The 18,569-nt window shown below is 32.2% G+C and carries 20 protein-coding genes; 13 read left to right on the plus strand and 7 right to left on the minus strand.

The window, feature by feature from the left end; genetic code table 11:
- The first annotated feature begins 26 nt into the window (after positions 1–26).
- Both AC2H4K_RS02470 and AC2H4K_RS02475 read left to right on the plus strand, forming a co-directional pair.
- Positions 27–356: a lysoplasmalogenase family protein gene (locus AC2H4K_RS02470; RefSeq protein ID WP_493742795.1), complete on the plus strand. Its 330-nt coding sequence runs from the start codon at positions 27–29 to the stop codon at positions 354–356.
- Positions 325–699: a lysoplasmalogenase gene (locus AC2H4K_RS02475; RefSeq protein ID WP_493742796.1), complete on the plus strand. Its 375-nt coding sequence runs from the start codon at positions 325–327 to the stop codon at positions 697–699. The genes AC2H4K_RS02470 and AC2H4K_RS02475 overlap by 32 nt, the downstream gene beginning before the upstream one ends.
- A 46-nt stretch (positions 700–745) precedes the next feature.
- On the opposite strand, the gene AC2H4K_RS02480 is transcribed toward AC2H4K_RS02475, so the two are convergent.
- Positions 746–2,017 carry an NAD(P)/FAD-dependent oxidoreductase gene (locus tag AC2H4K_RS02480; RefSeq protein ID WP_281141085.1) on the minus strand — a complete coding sequence of 424 codons (1,272 nt, stop codon included), beginning with the start codon at positions 2,015–2,017 and terminating at the stop codon, positions 746–748.
- Between the two features lie 135 nt (positions 2,018–2,152).
- Here AC2H4K_RS02480 and AC2H4K_RS02485 point away from each other — a divergent pair, with 135 nt between their 5' ends.
- The 3 genes from AC2H4K_RS02485 to AC2H4K_RS02495 all read left to right on the plus strand — a co-directional run bounded on the left by AC2H4K_RS02485 (position 2,153) and on the right by AC2H4K_RS02495 (position 3,933).
- Entirely contained in the window at positions 2,153–2,647 is a 495-nt protein-coding gene (locus AC2H4K_RS02485) for an RNA polymerase sigma factor (protein ID WP_281141084.1), read from the plus strand.
- A 4-nt stretch (positions 2,648–2,651) separates the two neighbouring features.
- Positions 2,652–3,287 carry a DUF8845 family protein gene (locus AC2H4K_RS02490; protein ID WP_493742797.1) on the plus strand — a complete coding sequence of 212 codons (636 nt, stop codon included), beginning with the start codon at positions 2,652–2,654 and terminating at the stop codon, positions 3,285–3,287.
- Positions 3,288–3,510: 223 nt separating this feature from the next.
- Positions 3,511–3,933, plus strand: coding sequence for a hypothetical protein (locus AC2H4K_RS02495; RefSeq protein ID WP_281141082.1), 423 nt, complete (start codon positions 3,511–3,513; stop codon positions 3,931–3,933).
- 20 nt (positions 3,934–3,953) lie between these two features.
- Here the strand turns inward: AC2H4K_RS02495 and AC2H4K_RS02500 are convergent, their stop codons facing one another.
- The 3 genes from AC2H4K_RS02500 to AC2H4K_RS02510 are packed head-to-tail and all read right to left on the minus strand — an operon-like array spanning position 3,954 to position 6,424.
- Positions 3,954–4,754, minus strand: a complete 801-nt coding sequence (locus AC2H4K_RS02500; protein ID WP_281141081.1) for a lysophospholipid acyltransferase family protein — start codon at positions 4,752–4,754, stop codon at positions 3,954–3,956.
- Between the two features lie 49 nt (positions 4,755–4,803).
- On the minus strand, positions 4,804–5,445 hold the full coding sequence (locus tag AC2H4K_RS02505) for an NUDIX hydrolase (protein ID WP_281141080.1): 642 nt from the start codon (positions 5,443–5,445) through the stop codon (positions 4,804–4,806).
- A gap of 43 nt (positions 5,446–5,488) precedes the next feature.
- Entirely contained in the window at positions 5,489–6,424 is a 936-nt protein-coding gene (locus AC2H4K_RS02510; RefSeq protein WP_281141079.1) for a methyltransferase domain-containing protein, read from the minus strand.
- Positions 6,425–6,468: 44 nt separating this feature from the next.
- On the opposite strand from AC2H4K_RS02510, the gene AC2H4K_RS02515 reads away from it, so the two are divergent.
- From AC2H4K_RS02515 to AC2H4K_RS02550, 8 genes are all read left to right on the plus strand, one after another.
- Positions 6,469–7,176, plus strand: a complete 708-nt coding sequence (locus AC2H4K_RS02515) for a peptidylprolyl isomerase (RefSeq protein ID WP_281141078.1) — start codon at positions 6,469–6,471, stop codon at positions 7,174–7,176.
- 149 nt (positions 7,177–7,325) lie between these two features.
- Positions 7,326–9,476, plus strand: coding sequence for a M3 family metallopeptidase (locus AC2H4K_RS02520; RefSeq protein ID WP_281141077.1), 2,151 nt, complete (start codon positions 7,326–7,328; stop codon positions 9,474–9,476).
- 182 nt (positions 9,477–9,658) lie between these two features.
- A complete protein-coding gene (locus AC2H4K_RS02525) occupies positions 9,659–10,318 on the plus strand; it encodes a chalcone isomerase family protein (RefSeq protein WP_281141076.1) in 660 nt (219 codons plus the stop codon).
- Between the two features lie 156 nt (positions 10,319–10,474).
- Positions 10,475–10,984: a hypothetical protein gene (locus tag AC2H4K_RS02530; RefSeq protein WP_493742798.1), complete on the plus strand. Its 510-nt coding sequence runs from the start codon at positions 10,475–10,477 to the stop codon at positions 10,982–10,984.
- Between the two features lie 147 nt (positions 10,985–11,131).
- Complete coding sequence (locus tag AC2H4K_RS02535) at positions 11,132–11,764, plus strand: hypothetical protein (RefSeq protein ID WP_281138105.1); 633 nt, start codon at positions 11,132–11,134, stop codon at positions 11,762–11,764.
- Between the two features lie 110 nt (positions 11,765–11,874).
- Complete coding sequence (locus AC2H4K_RS02540; protein WP_281138107.1) at positions 11,875–12,633, plus strand: DUF6090 family protein; 759 nt, start codon at positions 11,875–11,877, stop codon at positions 12,631–12,633.
- A 278-nt stretch (positions 12,634–12,911) separates the two neighbouring features.
- Positions 12,912–13,370 (plus strand): DUF4352 domain-containing protein, encoded by a 459-nt coding sequence (locus AC2H4K_RS02545; RefSeq protein WP_281138108.1) that lies wholly within the window; start codon positions 12,912–12,914, stop codon positions 13,368–13,370.
- Between the two features lie 65 nt (positions 13,371–13,435).
- Positions 13,436–14,170 carry a class I SAM-dependent methyltransferase gene (locus tag AC2H4K_RS02550; protein WP_281138109.1) on the plus strand — a complete coding sequence of 245 codons (735 nt, stop codon included), beginning with the start codon at positions 13,436–13,438 and terminating at the stop codon, positions 14,168–14,170.
- Between the two features lie 6 nt (positions 14,171–14,176).
- Here AC2H4K_RS02550 and AC2H4K_RS02555 read toward each other — a convergent pair whose 3' ends face one another.
- The 3 genes from AC2H4K_RS02555 to AC2H4K_RS02565 all read right to left on the minus strand — a co-directional run bounded on the left by AC2H4K_RS02555 (position 14,177) and on the right by AC2H4K_RS02565 (position 18,520).
- Positions 14,177–14,776, minus strand: a complete 600-nt coding sequence (locus tag AC2H4K_RS02555) for an MCP four helix bundle domain-containing protein (RefSeq protein ID WP_281138110.1) — start codon at positions 14,774–14,776, stop codon at positions 14,177–14,179.
- A 247-nt stretch (positions 14,777–15,023) separates the two neighbouring features.
- Positions 15,024–17,243, minus strand: coding sequence for a TonB-dependent receptor (locus AC2H4K_RS02560; RefSeq protein ID WP_281138112.1), 2,220 nt, complete (start codon positions 17,241–17,243; stop codon positions 15,024–15,026).
- A 2-nt stretch (positions 17,244–17,245) separates the two neighbouring features.
- Entirely contained in the window at positions 17,246–18,520 is a 1,275-nt protein-coding gene (locus AC2H4K_RS02565; protein ID WP_281138114.1) for a tetratricopeptide repeat protein, read from the minus strand.
- Positions 18,521–18,569: the final 49 nt, after the last annotated feature.

Consider the following 18,569-nt stretch of genomic DNA (forward strand, 5'->3'; position numbering starts at 1 on the left):
AATATATTTGACTAAACACTCAATCTATGCTTAGTAAAACTGAAAGACAATTCGCTGTTATTTATGGTATTATAGTTCTTTTTGAAATCATTTCAGGGAGTATAGCATCACTACAAAATTTACATTACATAGCTAAGCCTGCCATACTTATTAGCCTTATTTTTTTCTTCTATAAAGCAGGAAAGGATCTTTCTCAACCTTTAAAAAACCTTATGTTTTCAGCCTTAATATGCTCTTTACTTGGTGACATCTTATTAATGTTTGTTGGGGAATCTGCTCACTTTTTTCACCTTGGGATTAGTTGCTTTTTTAATAGCTCATGTGATGTATATCCTATTATTCTTAAAGCATCGTAATAAGACAAGGTCGCCTTTGAAGTTTGGCATAGTATTAATAATCTACGCTCTGAGTCTGTTCTATTTATTAAAGGATAGTTTAGGTGATATGTTAATTCCTGTAGCTATTTATATGATTGTTATTCTATCCATGGCTACAACTGCCTATTTGAGAAAAGACAGTGTAAATATCCTAAGCTATGGATTAGTATTTATAGGAGCATTATGCTTTATGATTTCGGATAGTATTTTGGCCTTAAATAAATTTTACCAACCTATACCTTTTTCTAACATCAGCATAATGCTCACCTATGCTTTAGCACAGTTATTAATTGTTTTAGGGATATTGAAATTAAAAAACTAAGTTTTAATAAAACATCTCTAAAACCCTTTCAATAAACAAATAACATCTACTTTTTAAAAGGTCGAATAATTAATCTGGCTGCTTTATCAAAATTAATATAGTTATAGGTCCAGTTGAATAGCACCACTACTCTATTTCTAAAACCCACTAAAGACATTAAATGCACAAACATCCAAATGAACCAAGCGAAAAAGCCACCAAACTTAGAGTGTTTCAAGTCTACCACAGCTTTGTTACGGCCAATAGTAGCCATAGAACCTTTATCATGATACTCAAAAGGTTTCATAGCTTTGTGCTCTGCTAAACGTATTAAATTCTTTCCTAAAAGCTTCCCTTGCTGTATAGCTGGTTGGGCAACTTGCGGGTGACCTTTTGGATAATCTTCAGAAGTCATTAAAGCAATATCACCAATGGCAAAAATATTATCATAGCCTTCCACCTGATTGAATTTATTCACCTTATATCTATTGGCTCTTTCCATTACAGCATCTGCTTTTAAACCATTAACTGGAGCTCCTGTAACACCTGCAGCCCAAATTAAGGTTTCAGATTGCATTTCTAAATCAGAATTCGTGGTAACTTCTAAGCCGTCATAACCCGTAACCAAAGTATCACAGTGTACTTTTACGCCTAAAGACTTTAGGAATTTTGTAGCTTTTTTTGAAGCATGTTCACTCATTGGCGGCAATACACGTGGCGAACCTTCTAACAAATGAATATGCATATCACTAGGATTAAGATCATGATAATCTCTAGGAAGAATATTATTTTTTAATTCTGCAATAGCTCCTGCCAGTTCTACTCCTGTTGGTCCTGCACCAACAATAACAAAGTTTAAATATGCTTCACGTTCTTCTTTGGTGTCTGCTATAGCTGCTTTTTCAAAATTTTGAAGAATCAAACTTCTAATATCTAATGCCTGATCAACGGTTTTCATTGGCATACTATTAGCTTGTACTTGTTCATTTCCGAAATAATTAGTCTTTGTTCCTGTGGCTAAAACTAAATAATCGTAAGTAAGATCACCAATGGTAGTTTTTATCTTTTTCTCTTCTGGTAAAATCTCCTGAACTTCAGTTAAACGAAAAAACGATGTTCTATGTTTTTTTATAATTTTCCTCAGTGGATAAGCTATAGAATCTGGTTCTAAACCTGAGCTAGAGACCTGATATAAAAGGGGTTGAAATGTGTGATAATTGTGTTTGTCGATTAAGACAATTTGAAAATTTTTGTTGGCTAAAGTTTTCACTAAATTTATGCCAGCAAAGCCTCCGCCTATAATGACAAGGCGTGGTAGGTTGGTTTGAGGAATATTCATTTTAATCTGGAATTTATACATACAAAAGTACGAACTAACCTACCAAAATTGTCCTAAGCTTAACTATTGTTAACTTACATTTGTAACAAAATTAACAGCGGAGCTACTAATAGAGTAACTAACCAATTTCATCAATTGAATAAAGAACTAGAACATAGTTTTGTAGAACAGTTGCAAAAGCATCAAAACATTGTACATAAGGTATGTCGTTTGTATACCAACAATGCTGATGCGCATAACGATTTGTTTCAGGAAATAACAATTCAGTTATGGAAAGCTTACCCTAAGTTTAGAGGAGATTCTAAATTTAGTACTTGGATGTATCGTGTAGGTTTAAATACAGCAATTACGCTCTATAGAAAATCGAAAAGACGGATAAACACTCAAGAGTTTGACAGTGTTCAATTTAAGATTAAAGCAGAGGCATATGATGACACTGAAGAACAACAACTGAAGCTTTTATACCAAGCTGTGCATCAGCTAAATGATATAGAAAAAGCCTTAGTTTTCTTGTATCTAGAGGATAAAGATTACCGAGAAATCAGTGAAACTTTAGGTATTAGTGAAGTAAATGCACGAGTAAAAATGAATCGTGTAAAGAAAAAATTAAAAACCATATTAAATCCGTGAGGTTATGGATGAGTTAGATTTATTAAAGAAAGATTGGAAGAAAACCGAAACGAAATTTCAGAGTTATTCCGATTCCGATATATACCCAATGTTGCACAAAAAGTCGTCTTCAATTGTTAAGACCTTATTTTATATAAGTCTTGCTGAACTCGGCTTTTGGATCATTATAAACTTGTTGCCGTATTTTCTGTCTTCAACCTATCAAGACAGAATGAATCAAAGTTACGACAACCCTTTGTTCTTAGGTTTATCTATTTTGAGTTTTGTGGTTATTCTTGTTTTTGTGTTTTTACTTTTTAAATCACAAAAATCAATTTCTTCTACAGACAGTGCTAAAAAATTGATGGAGAGCATTCTTAGAACTCGAAAAATCATTAAGTATTATGTGATGTTTAACCTTATCATGATTTTTATTTCTATACCAATAGCATTTTATTCTGAGTACAATCAAAACATGACTTTCCACGACCAAGTAGATGGCTTTAATTCTAATCAGATGATGCTACTTTATGGATTCACCATACTATTGATAGGAGTTTTCTTCTTGGTATTCTGGCTATTCTACAAACTACTTTATGGTATTATACTTTTAAAACGACTTAATAGAAACTATAAGGAATTGAAGAAGCTTGAGGTTTAGTTGTTAGTTGTTAGTTGTTAGTGAAATTAACTTACAATTATTAAATACAAAGCATAGAGAAACAACTAAAGAATGGAAAGCTTGAAGTTTCTAAACTAACATAACCTCGAAATTTTAGTCATATTGATTTGCGTCATTAATGAAACTTAGCTCTGAAAACATAAAAGAACAATATCCGATTTTGATAATTAAACTATCAATAATCTGTTTGCTTATATTTTCATTGATTAAAATAAAAATTGAAACTTCAACATATTGGAATTTTGTAGCGGAAAGTGGAAACGGATTTCAAAACTATCTGAATGCATTAAAAGAATCATCGTTTTATAAACCAGCTATAATTTTATTAATTCCACTTATTGGAATTTTTACAAATCGAAAAATTGGATGGATTTTAATTCAATCCTACTCCTATTTTTTAATCACAAATTTGGTTTTCAAAGTAGATAACATAAACTTTGATGATACTTCTATCATCTTAACAAACATAGCACTATTCTTACTCTTACTTTTAATTATCATTTTTATGAATACCCGGAAGATTAGGAATGTTGTTTATGGAATGGAAAAAGAAGAAATGATAAGCAAAAACATTATTGCTTCTGCTATTGGAATGACTATAACAATAATTTTAATTTTAACCTAAAGTAATCAAGGGCTTCTTCTCTACCACTCTCTCAACTCTCTGTTCATACGTTCCATTTCCTCTAATTCCTTTTGAGGAATAACCTTTAAAAATGAAGGGTGTTGCTCTATAGCATATTCTATTTTTTCTACAATATCTGCAATCGTTTCATTCTCGTAATCAATTTTTAAAGGTTCTTTGATTTCAAATGTCTGGAAGATATTTTTCTTTTTTATTCTAAGTCCTTTTTTATCAAAAGAACGTCTAAAACCATCAATTACAATTGGAACAACCACTGGTTTGTAGGTTTTAATAATATGTGCTGTTCCTTTTCTAATAGGCTTAAAAGGTGTTGTAGTACCTTGAGGAAAGGTTACAACCCAACCATCATCTAATGCTTTTTTTATAGCAGTAATATCGCTCATTTTCACTTGACGATTCACATCCTGACCTTTTGCTCTCCACGTACGCTCAATACTTATAGAACCTGTATACGCAAAAATCTTAGGAATTAAACCCGATTTCATGGTTTCCTTGGCAGCGACGTAATACATATTCAACTTTGGATTCCAGAGATAGCCAACATTTTTGATATTGTCTAAACGACCACTAAGACTGGCATTAAACACATGAAACATGGCAATTACGTCTGCAAAATAGGTTTGATGATTCGATATAAAAAGGACATTAGTATCTGGTAAATTCTTTATGATTTCAGAACCTTCAATCTGTAGTTCATTGAATCCTCTAAAACGTCTATGTGTCAATAGACCTAGAATTCTAATTAACCATTTTTTAACCCAAAGTATATGTCCAAAAGGATTCTTTTTGAATAATCCCATAGTTAGTTTTCAATTTTACTGAACTACAAATGTAATAAATCTAAGAATCCTATAAGACCTGTTTTAGTAAGTCTTTTAACTCACTTAGCATCATTGCGGTAGCTCCCCAAACAATATGACCGTTAAGTCTAAAGGCAGGTACTTCAACTTCAACATTATACGATGTTGGTACTTTTGTGGTAATACAATTTACCTCATCTAAAAAATCCAACAACTTTACTTCAATAATAGCTTCCACTTCTTCATCTTGTTTTATGAAGGTTGGTGTAGCTTCTGAAATCCCAATAAAAGGATGCACCATAAAGTTACTTGGTGGAATATATAACGGAGACAACGGTTTGATCACATTTACCATAGCTTCCGGCACTCCAACTTCTTCTTCGGTCTCTCTTATAGCCGTAATCATAAGATCATTGTCTTCATCTTCATACTTTCCTCCAGGAAAACCAACTTGTGCAGAATGCACACCTTTATAGGTTTTACGAAGAATTAAAACTAAATACGTTTCACCTGTTAGATTGGGATAAAACAAAGCCATAACTCCTGCACGTCTTGCCGACTTTGCTTTTTCTTTCATTTTTTTAGCCAAGTCCAAACGGTATGGTGGAGACATTTTAGCGTGCGATTGTTCGCCAAAAAGCTCTAGATGTTTTATTTTTACTACTGATTCTAAAAACGAGTTAAAAACCATATTTCTTTTTAATTACTACTACATTGTATTAATTGTATAACACTTAACTCATAACAAAAGTTCCTCTTTGATATTTCATTATTTCATCTTTATTTACAACTCCATTATAGTTTCTTAAAATATCTGGATGAATAAGTTCTGTATCTAATTCAACTCTTTTTCTGTAATTTTCACCATTAAAACTCTTGACATTTAAATTATATTTTTTTGCCAATTGTACATAATAAGGAAATGACAAACGATTAGTGTAAGCTATAGAATTACCTGACCAAAAATCCCAATACTTATCTGAGTATTTCAAAAAATTAAATTCTGAAATGGATTTATCTTGAAAAAATCCTGGATTTGCAAAATGATCAATAAAATTGATACAATGAACTGCTATACCATTTTCACTAAGCCATTTCTTAGTATAGAAAAAAAGTAATTCTAATTGCTTTGGTGGCATGTGCTCAAGAACTACTTGAGAAACTATATAATCAAATTTTAGAGACTCTTTTTCTATTTCCTCAAATTTGTAAGGTGCCAAATAGACAATGTTTAAGTATTCGAATAATTCATCAAAAGATCTTACCTTTTTTATGTTTTCAATTTTCTGTTTGAGAACTATTTCAGAATAAATACTTTTCGAAACAAAATCTCTAGGTAAAGAAGATACTTGCATAAATTCGATTTGTTTTCTAAAACTAGAGAAAGTTAAATCCCTAGAAATGTCAACAGTAACAACTTTATTAAATCCTAGTAATGCCAAACAAACTGGAGATAACACTGAATATCCCGTACCTATTTCAAGCGCATTAGATGTTTCATCTATTTGAATTTTAGACCCTTCAAATTTCCTAAAACATTCATAAGTTTGATATTGATATACATTTGAATGGTATTTTTTATTAAACAAAACAGGCATATGATTTAATCTATCGCCTATTTGAGATAAAGCTAAAATCTTTTGCAATGCAGCCTTTATATGCCAATTCATGAAATCAAATGTAAAATCTCTTATCCTTTTTATATTTTTGAAATATGAGATTAAATTATTTATTTATTGCCCTTATATTTTTTTTGAATTGTGAAGATAAGCAAACTTCAAAAGAAAATGAAAACACAATTTCCAAAGATTCCATAGTAGAAACCTCCAAATCAAAACCCAAAAAGAAAAAAAAGCCAACTTCTGAATACCCTGTATTAACAGACGATAATGCTATGGATTTCTTTTTAGAATACGATAAAGAACATAAAGAAAATAAAGTCCGAATCACCACAGACTTTGGTACAATTGACATTCTACTTTACGATAAAACCCTATTTCATAGATCTAATTTCATCTACCTCACCAAACGAAAATATTTTGATGGTACACAATTTTACAGAGTGGTAAAAAACTTTGTGATACAAGGTGGTAGTAGTGATGATTATAACATTGCCAAAAGACGCAGAAAAATTGGGCATTACTTATTACCTCCTGACACCAAACGTGGTTTTACCCATAAACGTGGTGCGGTTTCGATGCCGAGTAGCGAAATAGAAAATGCCTATAAACTCGCCTCTCCTTTTCAGTTTTTTATAATCCAAAGACCTGGTGGTGCTGACTATTTGGATGGTGATTACACCGTTTTTGGTGAAGTTACCGATGGCATGGATGTGGTAGACAAAATCAATGCCGTAGAAACCGATGAAGGTGAATGGCCTCTTCAAAATGTGTATATCAGAAAAGTGGAAATTATAGAATAATTAAGAGTCACTCTTTTCTATTTTCAGTATCTTGTTAGCACTAAATTTATTACCCTAATTGTCAAACTGAGCTTGTCTGAGTCGTTTTATAAAACAACCTTTCGACTGCGCTCAAGGTGACCTAAAAACTTTTATAAAAACTAACTACAATGATTTCTAAACCCTTAAAAACTGCTATTCTAAGTAGTGCTATTCTTTTTGCGAGTTGCAAAGAAGAGCCTAAAGCCAAAGAAAACGACAAAACCATGACCGAAAATGTACTGCTACAAGAATGGACAGGACCTTACCAAGGTGTACCTGCTTTTGACAAAATGAACGTTGCAGACGTAAAAGAAGCTGTTAAAAAAGGTATGGCACTTCAACTAGAAGAAATTGAAGCGATAGCCAACAATCCTGAAGCTCCTACTTTTGAAAATACCATAGTCGCTATGGAAAGTGCTGGTAAAGCTCTAGACCGTGTATTTACGTACTACGGTATTTTGTCTAGCAATATGTCTTCACCTGAATTCAGAGAAATTCAATCAGAATTAGCTCCTAAATTATCAGATTTTAGATCGAAAATATCGCAAAACGAAAAGCTATTTCAACGCATCAAAACCGTTTATGAAGCGTCACAAGAAAATCCTTTGGAACCACAAGAGCAACGTGTGGTAGATTTAACGTACAAGCAGTTTGAAATGAATGGTGCCAACCTTGATACCGAAAAGAAAAAACGCTATGCTGAAATCAATAAGGAATTATCAACGCTTTACACCAAGTTTTCAAACAATGTGTTGCACGACGAAGAAAATTATGTCACTTATTTAACCGAAGATCAGCTTGGTGGTTTGTCTGATGGTTTTATAAAATCGGCTGCAAAAATTGCTTCAGACAAAGGTAAAGAGGGTATGTATGCAATTACCAATACACGGTCTTCAATGGATCCTTTCCTTACCTATTCCACAGAACGCGAATTACGCAAACAAGTTTGGGAAAACTACTATTCTCGTGGAGACAATGGTGATGAATATGATAATAACGAGCTCATTGCAGAAATCCTTAGACTGAGAAAAGAACGTGTGGCTTTAATGGGTTACGACAATTATGCCGAATGGAGACTACAAGACCGTATGGCTAAAACTCCTGAAAATGCTATGGATTTAATGCTAAAAGTTTGGGAAGCTTCTACGGCACGTGTTGAAGAAGAAGTTGCCGATATGCAAGCTGTAGCGAATGAACTTGGTGACAACATAACGATTGAACCTTGGGATTATAGATTTTATGCCGAAAAAGTACGTAAGAAAAAATACGACTTAGATAGTGATGAAGTAAAGCAATATTTACAGTTAGACAAACTTAGAGAAGCCATGTTCTTTGTGGCTGGAGAACTTTTTAATTATAAATTCACACCAATTGAAGATGGAAGCGTTCCTGTATTTCATGAGGATGTGAAAGTTTGGGAAGTTACCGATAAAGATAGTGGCAAACATATTGGAGTCTGGTATTTAGATCCGTTTGCTCGCGAAGGTAAACGCTCTGGTGCTTGGGCTACAACTTACCGAAGTTCTACAACTTTTGAAGGTGACACCAATGTATTGGCGTCTAACAATTCTAACTTCGTAAAACCAGCTCCTGGTGAAGCGGTTTTAGTCTCTTGGGATGATGCAACAACATTTTTCCACGAATTCGGACATGCCTTACACTTCTTTGCTGCAGATGTAAAATATCCAACCTTACAAGGTGGCGTAAGAGATTACACAGAGTTTCAATCGCAATTGCTAGAACGTTGGTTGTCTACCGATAAAGTCATCAATCAGTTTTTGGTACATCACGAGACTGGGAAACCGATGCCAAAAGCATTGGTAGAAAAAATCAAAAAAGCGTCAACCTTTAACCAAGGTTTTGCTACAACAGAATATTTAGCTTCGGCATTAATTGATATGAAATTGCACTTGGCAGACCCAACCAATATTGATATCGACACCTTTGAGCGCGAAACCTTAGACGAGCTTGGTATGCCAAAAGAATTACCAATGCGCCACAGAACACCACATTTTGGCCATGTATTTTCTGGTGAAGGTTACGCCACCGCCTACTACGGTTATATGTGGGCAGATGTGTTAACAAGTGATGCTTCTGAAGCGTTTAAAGAAGCACCGGATGGTTTTTATGATAAAACCGTAGCCGAGAAATTGGTAACGTATTTATTTGCACCACGCAACGCTATGGATCCTGCGGAAGCTTACAGAAAATTTAGAGGACGCGATGCGACTATTGATGCCTTAATGCGCGACCGAGGATTTCCTGTACCAAAAGACTAAAACAATTTAAATTTTTAGATATAGCGCAACCATCATTTCTTTAGAAGTGGTGGTTGTTTTTTTATTTCACCATTACCATATAAGTACTTTATTTTCTTTACATTAGTGACTTAAACATATAATATGGATATAGTTAATGTGTATATCCGATTGTTGTGCGTCATTTAACAGAAATCTCGAAAATGAAAAAAAATCCGAAATATATTATTCCTAAACCTTGTAATAAAAGGTGGGTTAATATGCTACAGACAGAATCTTCAAATGAGAAATTCTGCCAGAATTGTAATGAAAAGGTTTTTGATTTAAGAGAAAAAAACAAATTTGAGATTAATAATTGGTATGCAGAAAATAATGAAAACGTTTGTGTGATTGCTAAATCTAATCAAATAAATTCGATCTCTCAAAACGAGAAGAATATTATTAATTTCAGAAAAATTGGCATAGCAGGTGTAATAATTGGTAGCTCTCTGTTAAGTCCAAACCTATATGCTCAAGAAAAAAAGGCTGACACATTCACAATTGAACAAACTGATTTACAATCTGACAATATAAAAATCGAAGGAATTGTAAAAGTTAAGGCACTTATTGGTTGGAAAAAATTAAATGAATATAATATCAGTATTTATTCAAATGATACTTTATTGAGAGAGGTCTTAATTGATGAAAAAGGAAAATTTACGATAGAAATAAATAGAAAGTTAATGTCCGATAAAATGACAGTTTCTATTCACGCAGTGAAATACAAAAGCATTAGAATTGAAGAAATAGAAGTTAAGGACACTATGATACAGGTTTTCTTGGAAAAGAGAGGTCCAAGAATTATTGTAGGAAGGTTCTATTAATAATAAAAAAAACGAACGCACAACAATGGCTATAAGTAATTGCTTGTTCTCGCCTACTTCTGAAAATCCTCGCGGATTTTCAGTTTGGTATGTACCTGCAAAGTTAAGTGCTAACCCACGCAACTACTCATAGCCGAGACCGTTGGCAAACATTTAATGAAACAGAGAACTAAAGACATTTTAGCAATTATTCTGATAATATTAGTTACTGCTGAATTGCTGATATATAAATCTGAACTGAATTTTGCTCATTCTAATATTTATAAAATTACCTTCCTAAATTTAATAGTTATTATCGGATTTACTTTATTGCATTCCAATAAATTAAGTCATCGGATTTTATCATTGATTTTGACAATTGGAATTGGATTTACAATACTTTTCTTTGAGTTTATTGGAGATTATTCTGGAACTGAAAAAAAACATAGTTCGTGGGAAATTGATAATTATGAAATCATTTATGCAACTCAAGAATACTTCGCTGGTCCTGGAAGTGAACCTTATTTGAAATTAAGAAAAAAATATTTATTTGGAACTTTCTATGAGGACATTGATGAAACCGAAACTGAAGTTCTTTTTTTAAAATCTGAACCCGAAGATTTCATTGTGAAATTTATAAAAACCAAAACTGAATTTGATCTTTGCAAAAAGAAACAACTGAAATAAAAACGATTTGCCAACAATGTACAACCGCAATTACGGCGGATTCGACTACGTCCGAATCCACTCGGAATTGCTAACGTCAGTGCTTAACCGAAAAGTAAAACATATAAACCCGTAACTGACGGTTATACGAGACCGTCGTTCACAATTATGAAAAAACTCAACATGAAATCCATTCACATTATATTTCTTATCGCAATTTTAATTGTTGGTTGTTCTAAAAACGACAAAAAACAATCTACTATTGACAAATTAAACGAAACACCTGAAACTCTTGAAGGAACAGAAAGTAGAATTTTAAGTACATATCGATATGATGGAAATATTATTGATAACCTTTACAAAGAAGCACTTAGTAAAAATCAAAAATTGGAAGAATTAAATGATCGAATTGAAGAAATCTCTTCGGACAGTTTAACCGAAAAAACAAAAGAATATTTAAAATATAGAAATATCAATAAAAGATATTGGTCTACAGCAAAAAGCTATGCTAATAACTTGAATGATAGTATTTGGAAAATTGAAATGATTGATATAATTGAAAAGTTAGAATCGAGCTATGAAAAAAAAGTCTCAAAACATGAAAGCAAAATGGATTCAATTGAAGAACTAAAATCGACTCTACGAGATAAACTTATTCTAATGAAATTATTCATTACTGAACCTATGATACATAATTATCAGTCTAACGAATTACCCGATATTATACAGCTCGAATCGATAATAAAAGATTATAAGAAAGCAATTGAGGATTCAAAGGAATATACCAAAATCAACAAATAACACTGTAAATTAATGCCTATAAGTAATAGCTTGCTCTCACCTATTTCTGAAAATAGTAACAACTAACCCTGATTTCATTTCACAATATCACAACAACAAACCACTAACCAATGATAAAATTCTTTAGAAAAATCAGACAAAATTTACTTTCAGAAGGAAAAACTGGAAAGTATTTTAAATATGCAATCGGAGAAATTATTCTTGTCGTTATTGGAATTTTGATTGCCTTACAAATCAATAACTGGAATGATAACAACAAAAAAAATGAGTTAGAACAAGAAGCCTTATATAATCTAAAAGTAGATTTTGAACTCAATAAAAAAGAACTTGAGAACATCATTGCATCCACAGAATCTAGCATCAACAAAAGCCTAGAGATTCTTAAACATACCGGAAAAAATAATTCGGATAACTTTCTTCTCGATAACTTGCTACTTGCCACAGTAAGCGGACAAATATTTAATGCTCAAAATGGTTTTTTAAACGATTTAATTAACTCAGGTAATCTAGGGATTTTAAAAAATGTACAATTAAGAAGTAAGCTATCATCTTGGGCTCCAAATCTAGATAAGTTAGCACGTAAGGAGGCATATCTTGAGGGAAGCGAATCAGAACTCATTCGTTATGTTACAAAAAACGGAAGCTGGCTCAATGTCGATAATTACATTTTCTCAAAGTCTAAATCGGACTTAAAAATTCCAAAATCTGGTTTCGATGTGTCTAATAATGATATGCTCTCTTCTTTAGAGTTTGAAAACCTAGTAGAAAATTGTGTAATTTATCATAACATCAACTTAAGGTATCAAAAAGAAATTTTAAAATTATCTAATGAAATCTTAGAGTTGATTCAGTCGGAAATTGATGAATAAAATAATGAAATTAATTCTACTACTATTATCACAATTCAATATGATTCGGATAATTATCCAATAAGCAGGACTGCTGCTTATACAACAAATGGTTTTGACAACGGAACAGTTACTTCAAATTTTACTTATCAATAGGATTTAATTTTTAAAAAATTGTAATTAATTATTAGGCATTGTCTATTTGTAAAAATTAATCTTCATATTCATCTAGAAATTTTTGTACTGAGCCATTACTCAGTTTTATTCATTAGATTAGAGAAAAATTAAATTATTTCAATATGCGTAGAATCATTTTCCTTTTTTTACTTTTTTCTATTTCTGTTTCAGCCCAAAAAATTGATAGAAAAATTTTTTATGAGTTCAATGAAAATGTAGATTTTCGAGTATATAACATGAGTAAAAGTCGTACGACAAGTAGAAATCATTTAACTTATATAGCTAAAAAAGGGCAAAGATATATTTCTATGACATTAGAGCTAAGAAACAATTCCTCAGAAACTCAAATTGTAGATTTTAGAGATTTTTATTTATTGGATGCAAATTCTAAACTTAATGAACTAGAAATGGTTATTAAAGCAATGAAATTAAGCGGCAATCCCAAACAATTTGAACAAAAAATAAAACCGAACAAAAAAATTAAAGTTGGTATTGAATTTAAATATCCCATTTCCAAGGAAGAAATTATAAAAACTATTGTAATAGACGGAAGAAAAATTGAATTGGAGTTAAAAAGTTAAATTCAATTTTTAATCCTAATTGAAGAATATCACATTAAAAATATACCATTAATATCTCTTCAAAATTGAAAGACAACTTCTCTACAGCTTCAGATAATTATGCCAAATACAGACCTAAATATCCTACAGCTTTTTTTGAGTATTTAAACACTTTAATACCCGAAAAAATAAATGCTTGGGATTGTGGTACTGGTAATGGCCAAGTGGCTTTTGAGTTGTCTAAATATTTTAAAAATGTTTGTGCTACAGATATTAGTCAATCACAATTAGATGAAGCTTTAGAAGCAATGAACATAGCCTATTCGGTGCAACCTGCTGAGAAAACTAATTTTAAGGACAATACATTTGATTTAGTTATTGTAGCTCAAGCCATTCATTGGTTTGATTTTGAAAAGTTTTATACCGAAGTAAAGCGTACAGCTAAACAGAATGCTATAATTTGTGCTGTTGGTTATGGATTGATTAAGATTTCTCCAGAAATTGATAGTGTTATTTCTCACTTTTACACGAACATTATTGGATCTTATTGGGATAAGGAACGCCAATATATTGATAACAACTACCAAACCATACCTTTTCCTTTCAAGGAGATTACAACTCCAGATTTTGAAAACACATACAGCTGGACATTAGTACACCTCATTGGATATCTTAACACTTGGTCTGCTGTAAAACATTACATCAAAAACAACAATACCAATCCTGTCAATGCTCTTGAAAAAGAACTGAAACCTCTTTGGAAAACTGATGAAACCAAGCTGGTCACATTTCCTATACTCTTAAGAATCGGTAAGGTTTAAAAACGACTAACTTTTATCTTTTGGTTGGTATATAATGATGATTTGTATCAACAACGCTAAGAATATTAAAAAATAAATTTCCATTTGGGTAAACAGTTCTACTGTATCAATAGCGCGTTTACTAATGGCCATTTGTTTGTTGCCTTCATCTAATTGAATTCTAGATAAATCATCTAAATTGGCTTTTATCGCGTTTATGTCATTATTAATCGCACTTTTATCACTCAACTCAGAGTCTATAAATTGTTGTTCAGAAGCCTTTAAATCTTTGAGATGTGCTTTCAAATCATTAAAGTTCTTATTTTCTTCATCAGTGAGTTTTGTTTTTTCATAATTTGAAATCAAGACTTCTAATTCCTTATTTATTTTAGGATTTTCAGCGTCAAAAAAAGACGTATCAGATTTAGCGACAGCTAACTCTTTTTCTTGAATTGTTTTTGAAATATCATAGATAATACCTTTTACAATAAGTCGGTCTTCATAGATGGTAACTACCGAATCTCTAACTCTAACAAAGTTGTTTCTATCAATTAGATTAGTCGTAATAATCAACACAAATACAATCAGTATACCTAAAATCCATTTTACTTTATTGAAAAAATTCATAGCCTAAAATTTGCAAAATCATAAATTATCCTAAAAATAATTAAAAATCCTCAACAACCATACTAATTAACATTCCTGATTCTATAAATAGAAACACCCACGCCTAAACGTGGGTGCCCAACTAACAAAAAAACTCAAAAACATCATGAGCAATCATGATATGATTAATCAATGATTAATCTTTCTTGCTAGCAATCAATCAACTTGAATTAACTTGCTTCCCCACAAGTTAAACCTTGATATCTATTTAAAACTTATAGGTTACCATGCCTTTTATAAAGAATGGTGTTCCTGGTGTAAAATGTATTTCTTCTACCGACTGCGTTTCATTTTGTAATCTCGATTCTGTTGCAAACTGTGTTTCATTCCAAGCCACATCAAAAAGGTTTTCTACTGCCACACCTAAAGTGATATCATTAAATTCATAATTGATGTTTAAGTCTGTAATAAAATAACCTTCAGCGACTATAGAATTATCTTCATTCGCAGGTCTGTCATCTAAGTATCTAAATCGTATACCTCCAGAAAAATTATCTAAATCATCAACAGACAAACCACCTGTTAATGTGAAATCTGGTGCTAGAGGAATATAGTTTTCACCATCAGGATCATCTATACTTCTAGCTTCTGTAACAGTAGCATCTGCATCTAAAAACAACCAATCATTAGCTTGATAACGTAGGCCTAAATCCAAACCATAGCGTCTTGTTTTTCCACTTGGCTCCACAATTCCTGCATCACCTACATACACAAACTCTTGCTCTAGAAATAAGTACCACAACGCAGAATTAACAACAAGCTTTGGAAACGGTTTCCAAACAGTTCCTAAATCAGCTCCATAAGAACGTGGTAAAATATCTTCACCTCCATTAGCCACAACTACTCTAGTATCATTAGAATGAAAGCCCAAACCAGACTTTAAGTACAGTTGTAAATTATCTTTAGCATTTAGGTAAAAGTTAAGCTTTGGACTTAAAATAGTCTTGGTCTCCGATTGTGTTTCGTAAGCAGTTTGTAATTGATCGTTGTACATAAACTTGAAATAATCTAATCGTAACGCTGGAGCGATTTTAAATTTTCCAAATTCAAACTCTGCTTTGGCAAAAGCATCAATATTTGTTTGATTGATATCGCCAAGTTGAATGTATTCTAAAGTTTCTGTTCTATTTAAAGTATGAGAAAGTTCTATGTCATTTACAATGTCATGTCTAAATCCTAAACCTGTAGTTAGATTGAATTCGGTATCACCTAAAAATGTTGCGTATTTCAATGTTGAATTTGCACCGAAAATATTACGATCTTCTTTCTGTTTTATCTGATCTCCATTAACAGGATCTTCTAAGAAAAATGTGAAATTAGAATACAATTCAAAGGCATAACGCGAATAAAACGCATCAGTACTTATTGAAGTATTATCATTAATATACTTATCGAACGTTACATTGAAATTGGTACGTTCGGTCTCACCTCCTTCGGTATCATCTATAGCTCCAAAACGTGAAATATTTCTATTATCAACTTCACGTTGCGGAATTTGACCTGAGGCATCCCAACGACTAGTAAAATGAGAAGCCGTTAAAGTTAGTTTGTCATTTTCAGGAGAAAACATAACGTATTTTCCAAACATGTTTAAGCGGTTGAAATTTTGAGGAGACTCAAAAGGACCGTCCGTTGCCAAATATTCAATTGCCATATATGCATTTTGATTTTTTGTATTTTCCATAAGGTCGAACAATCCAACTGTTCTAAGCGTATTGAATTGTCCTGCTGAGAATGAAATACTACTATTTTCTAGATAATCTCTGGTACTAAAATCTACATAACCTGCAGTGTTAAAATCGTCTTCCTGTGCATAATAACCACCTTTACCAAAATCGATTTTATTTACCGTTTCTGGAATTAAAAAGTGTAAATCGCTATAACCTTGTCCATGTGCATGGGACACCATATTGACTGGCATACCATCTACTGAGATAGAAACATCAGTTCCATGATCGATGTCAAATCCTCTGAGGAAAATCTGTTCAGCCTTACCTCCACCTGCATGTTGGCCAATAAATAAACCTGGTACTTTTCTTAAAACTTCCTGTGAAGAATTTACAGGTGTTACTTTAAGATCTAATCGGGAAATTGTGCTTACCGTATTCAATTCTTCTTCAATAACCATTTCATCTAACTGAAAGGCTTTTTCTTCTAAAATGATATTTTGAAACTCCGTAGTCTCTAATATAATCGTCTTTGTTTTATAGCCGAGTAAACCTATTTTTAAAGAATCACCAACTTTTGTATCCGTTATAACGAACATACCATTTTCTGAAGTGTGTGCATGAGATTCTGAGTTCAAATTATAAACATAGGCAGCTTCTAAAGGTTGATTGAGCTCATTAGCCACAAGTCCTTTTATGTTTTGAGCTGTTACAGTAAAAGCAAAGCTCAAAAACAATACTACTAAAATTAAATTTTTCATGATTACAGTTGTTTAATTTTAGCCTCCATTGTTGGCCCTAGCTCATATAAGCTTGCCAATAATTCTTCTTTAATAGGCATAACTTGTTCCTCTTTACCAGCAGCTTTATATATTTCAGCAATGTGGTATAAAACCTCTGGTTCAAAGGTTTGACCTTCTATATGTTTAACAACAATTGCATATGCCTTCTCTATATCTCCTTGCTTAAAATAACTCCAAGCCAATAAATCGTAAGATTCTGGTGTTGGTCTATTTTCTACCTCCTCTAATGCTATCGCAATAGCTTCTTCACGACGCTTTAAATCTTCAATTAAAAGCAATACATTATATTTATTATACATATCACCATAAAGCTTGTTTGCTACTGATTTTTGATAATCTTTTAAAGCATTTTCTTTTAGTTTATCATCACTTTTGAATTCTGCGATTTCAGCTTTTAACAAATTATAATCTGGCGCTTCATAATAGGATGTTACATGGTTTAGAATTCTTAAAGCTTCTTCAGGGTTTTTCTCATAAGAATAGGCTATCCAAGCAATACCACGTTTGGCATGCGCATCATTAGTGTCCAATTCTAAAGCTTTTAAATAGTATTGGTAAGATTTCTCTATCTCTCCAGCATGTCCATAAAAGTCGGCCAAATTGGTATAAGACCATTGCTTGTTACTTTTTAGATTAGAAGATTCTGCAATCTTTGCCGCAGCTTCCATATTTTCTATCGCTTTTTCTAGATTACCATTATGATCTTGCCATTTTGCTAAGCGAATGAGATAATCAAAATCTGATGTATTTTTAATCTGGAATAAATAGCTTTCTGCTTTAAGGTAATCACCAAGTTCTAAATACACATCAAAAAGCATCTTTTTGGTTCCTGTTAAGTTTTCACCATTTTCTTCTGCTTTTTTCAGCAATTCCAATGCTTCTTTAAAGCGATGTTGAGAAATATAATTAGAAGCTAATATCTTAAGATAAGACGCTTGTTTGCCTCCAGTCATTTCTATAGCTTTAACTAAATCCTCTTCTGCTTTTATTAAGTAAGAAATATTGCCTGTAGTATTAAATATTTGTGTGTACGCACTAGCGCGTTTTGCTAAATAAGGGAATTGATTTGGCCCATTTTGTAGTTTATCTGTCCAAAATTGAGCACTTTGCATTAGTTCTGTGCTATCAATTTTAGTATCTAAGTAGGTGTTATAGTCTTCTGATTTGGTGATTTTTTTATCACAACTATACATTACTACTAATACAATGAGGGGAAGGTATCTTCTTAGTATCATGATTATTTGTTTTTATGAGTTTTTTGTTTTTAAAATAATTCTGAAGCGA

The organism is Winogradskyella sp. 266wxhm (assembly GCF_058964685.1).

Excerpts from the sequence above, each read along its gene's own strand:
- AC2H4K_RS02515 (WP_281141078.1), top strand. The coding sequence starts at position 6,469 with ATGAGATTAAATTATTTATTTATTGCCCTTATATTTTTTTTGAATTGT.
- AC2H4K_RS02500 (WP_281141081.1), bottom strand. The coding sequence starts at position 4,754 with ATGGGATTATTCAAAAAGAATCCTTTTGGACATATACTTTGGGTTAAA.
- AC2H4K_RS02490 (WP_493742797.1), top strand. The coding sequence starts at position 2,652 with ATGGATGAGTTAGATTTATTAAAGAAAGATTGGAAGAAAACCGAAACG.
- AC2H4K_RS02520 (WP_281141077.1), top strand. The coding sequence starts at position 7,326 with ATGATTTCTAAACCCTTAAAAACTGCTATTCTAAGTAGTGCTATTCTT.
- AC2H4K_RS02560 (WP_281138112.1), bottom strand. The coding sequence starts at position 17,243 with ATGAAAAATTTAATTTTAGTAGTATTGTTTTTGAGCTTTGCTTTTACT.
- AC2H4K_RS02475 (WP_493742796.1), top strand. The coding sequence starts at position 325 with ATGTATATCCTATTATTCTTAAAGCATCGTAATAAGACAAGGTCGCCT.
- AC2H4K_RS02565 (WP_281138114.1), bottom strand. The coding sequence starts at position 18,520 with ATGATACTAAGAAGATACCTTCCCCTCATTGTATTAGTAGTAATGTAT.
- AC2H4K_RS02530 (WP_493742798.1), top strand. The coding sequence starts at position 10,475 with ATGAAACAGAGAACTAAAGACATTTTAGCAATTATTCTGATAATATTA.
- AC2H4K_RS02545 (WP_281138108.1), top strand. The coding sequence starts at position 12,912 with ATGCGTAGAATCATTTTCCTTTTTTTACTTTTTTCTATTTCTGTTTCA.
- AC2H4K_RS02555 (WP_281138110.1), bottom strand. The coding sequence starts at position 14,776 with ATGAATTTTTTCAATAAAGTAAAATGGATTTTAGGTATACTGATTGTA.
- AC2H4K_RS02480 (WP_281141085.1), bottom strand. The coding sequence starts at position 2,017 with ATGAATATTCCTCAAACCAACCTACCACGCCTTGTCATTATAGGCGGA.
- AC2H4K_RS02470 (WP_493742795.1), top strand. The coding sequence starts at position 27 with ATGCTTAGTAAAACTGAAAGACAATTCGCTGTTATTTATGGTATTATA.
- AC2H4K_RS02505 (WP_281141080.1), bottom strand. The coding sequence starts at position 5,445 with ATGGTTTTTAACTCGTTTTTAGAATCAGTAGTAAAAATAAAACATCTA.
- AC2H4K_RS02535 (WP_281138105.1), top strand. The coding sequence starts at position 11,132 with ATGAAAAAACTCAACATGAAATCCATTCACATTATATTTCTTATCGCA.
- AC2H4K_RS02510 (WP_281141079.1), bottom strand. The coding sequence starts at position 6,424 with ATGAATTGGCATATAAAGGCTGCATTGCAAAAGATTTTAGCTTTATCT.
- AC2H4K_RS02540 (WP_281138107.1), top strand. The coding sequence starts at position 11,875 with ATGATAAAATTCTTTAGAAAAATCAGACAAAATTTACTTTCAGAAGGA.
- AC2H4K_RS02525 (WP_281141076.1), top strand. The coding sequence starts at position 9,659 with ATGAAAAAAAATCCGAAATATATTATTCCTAAACCTTGTAATAAAAGG.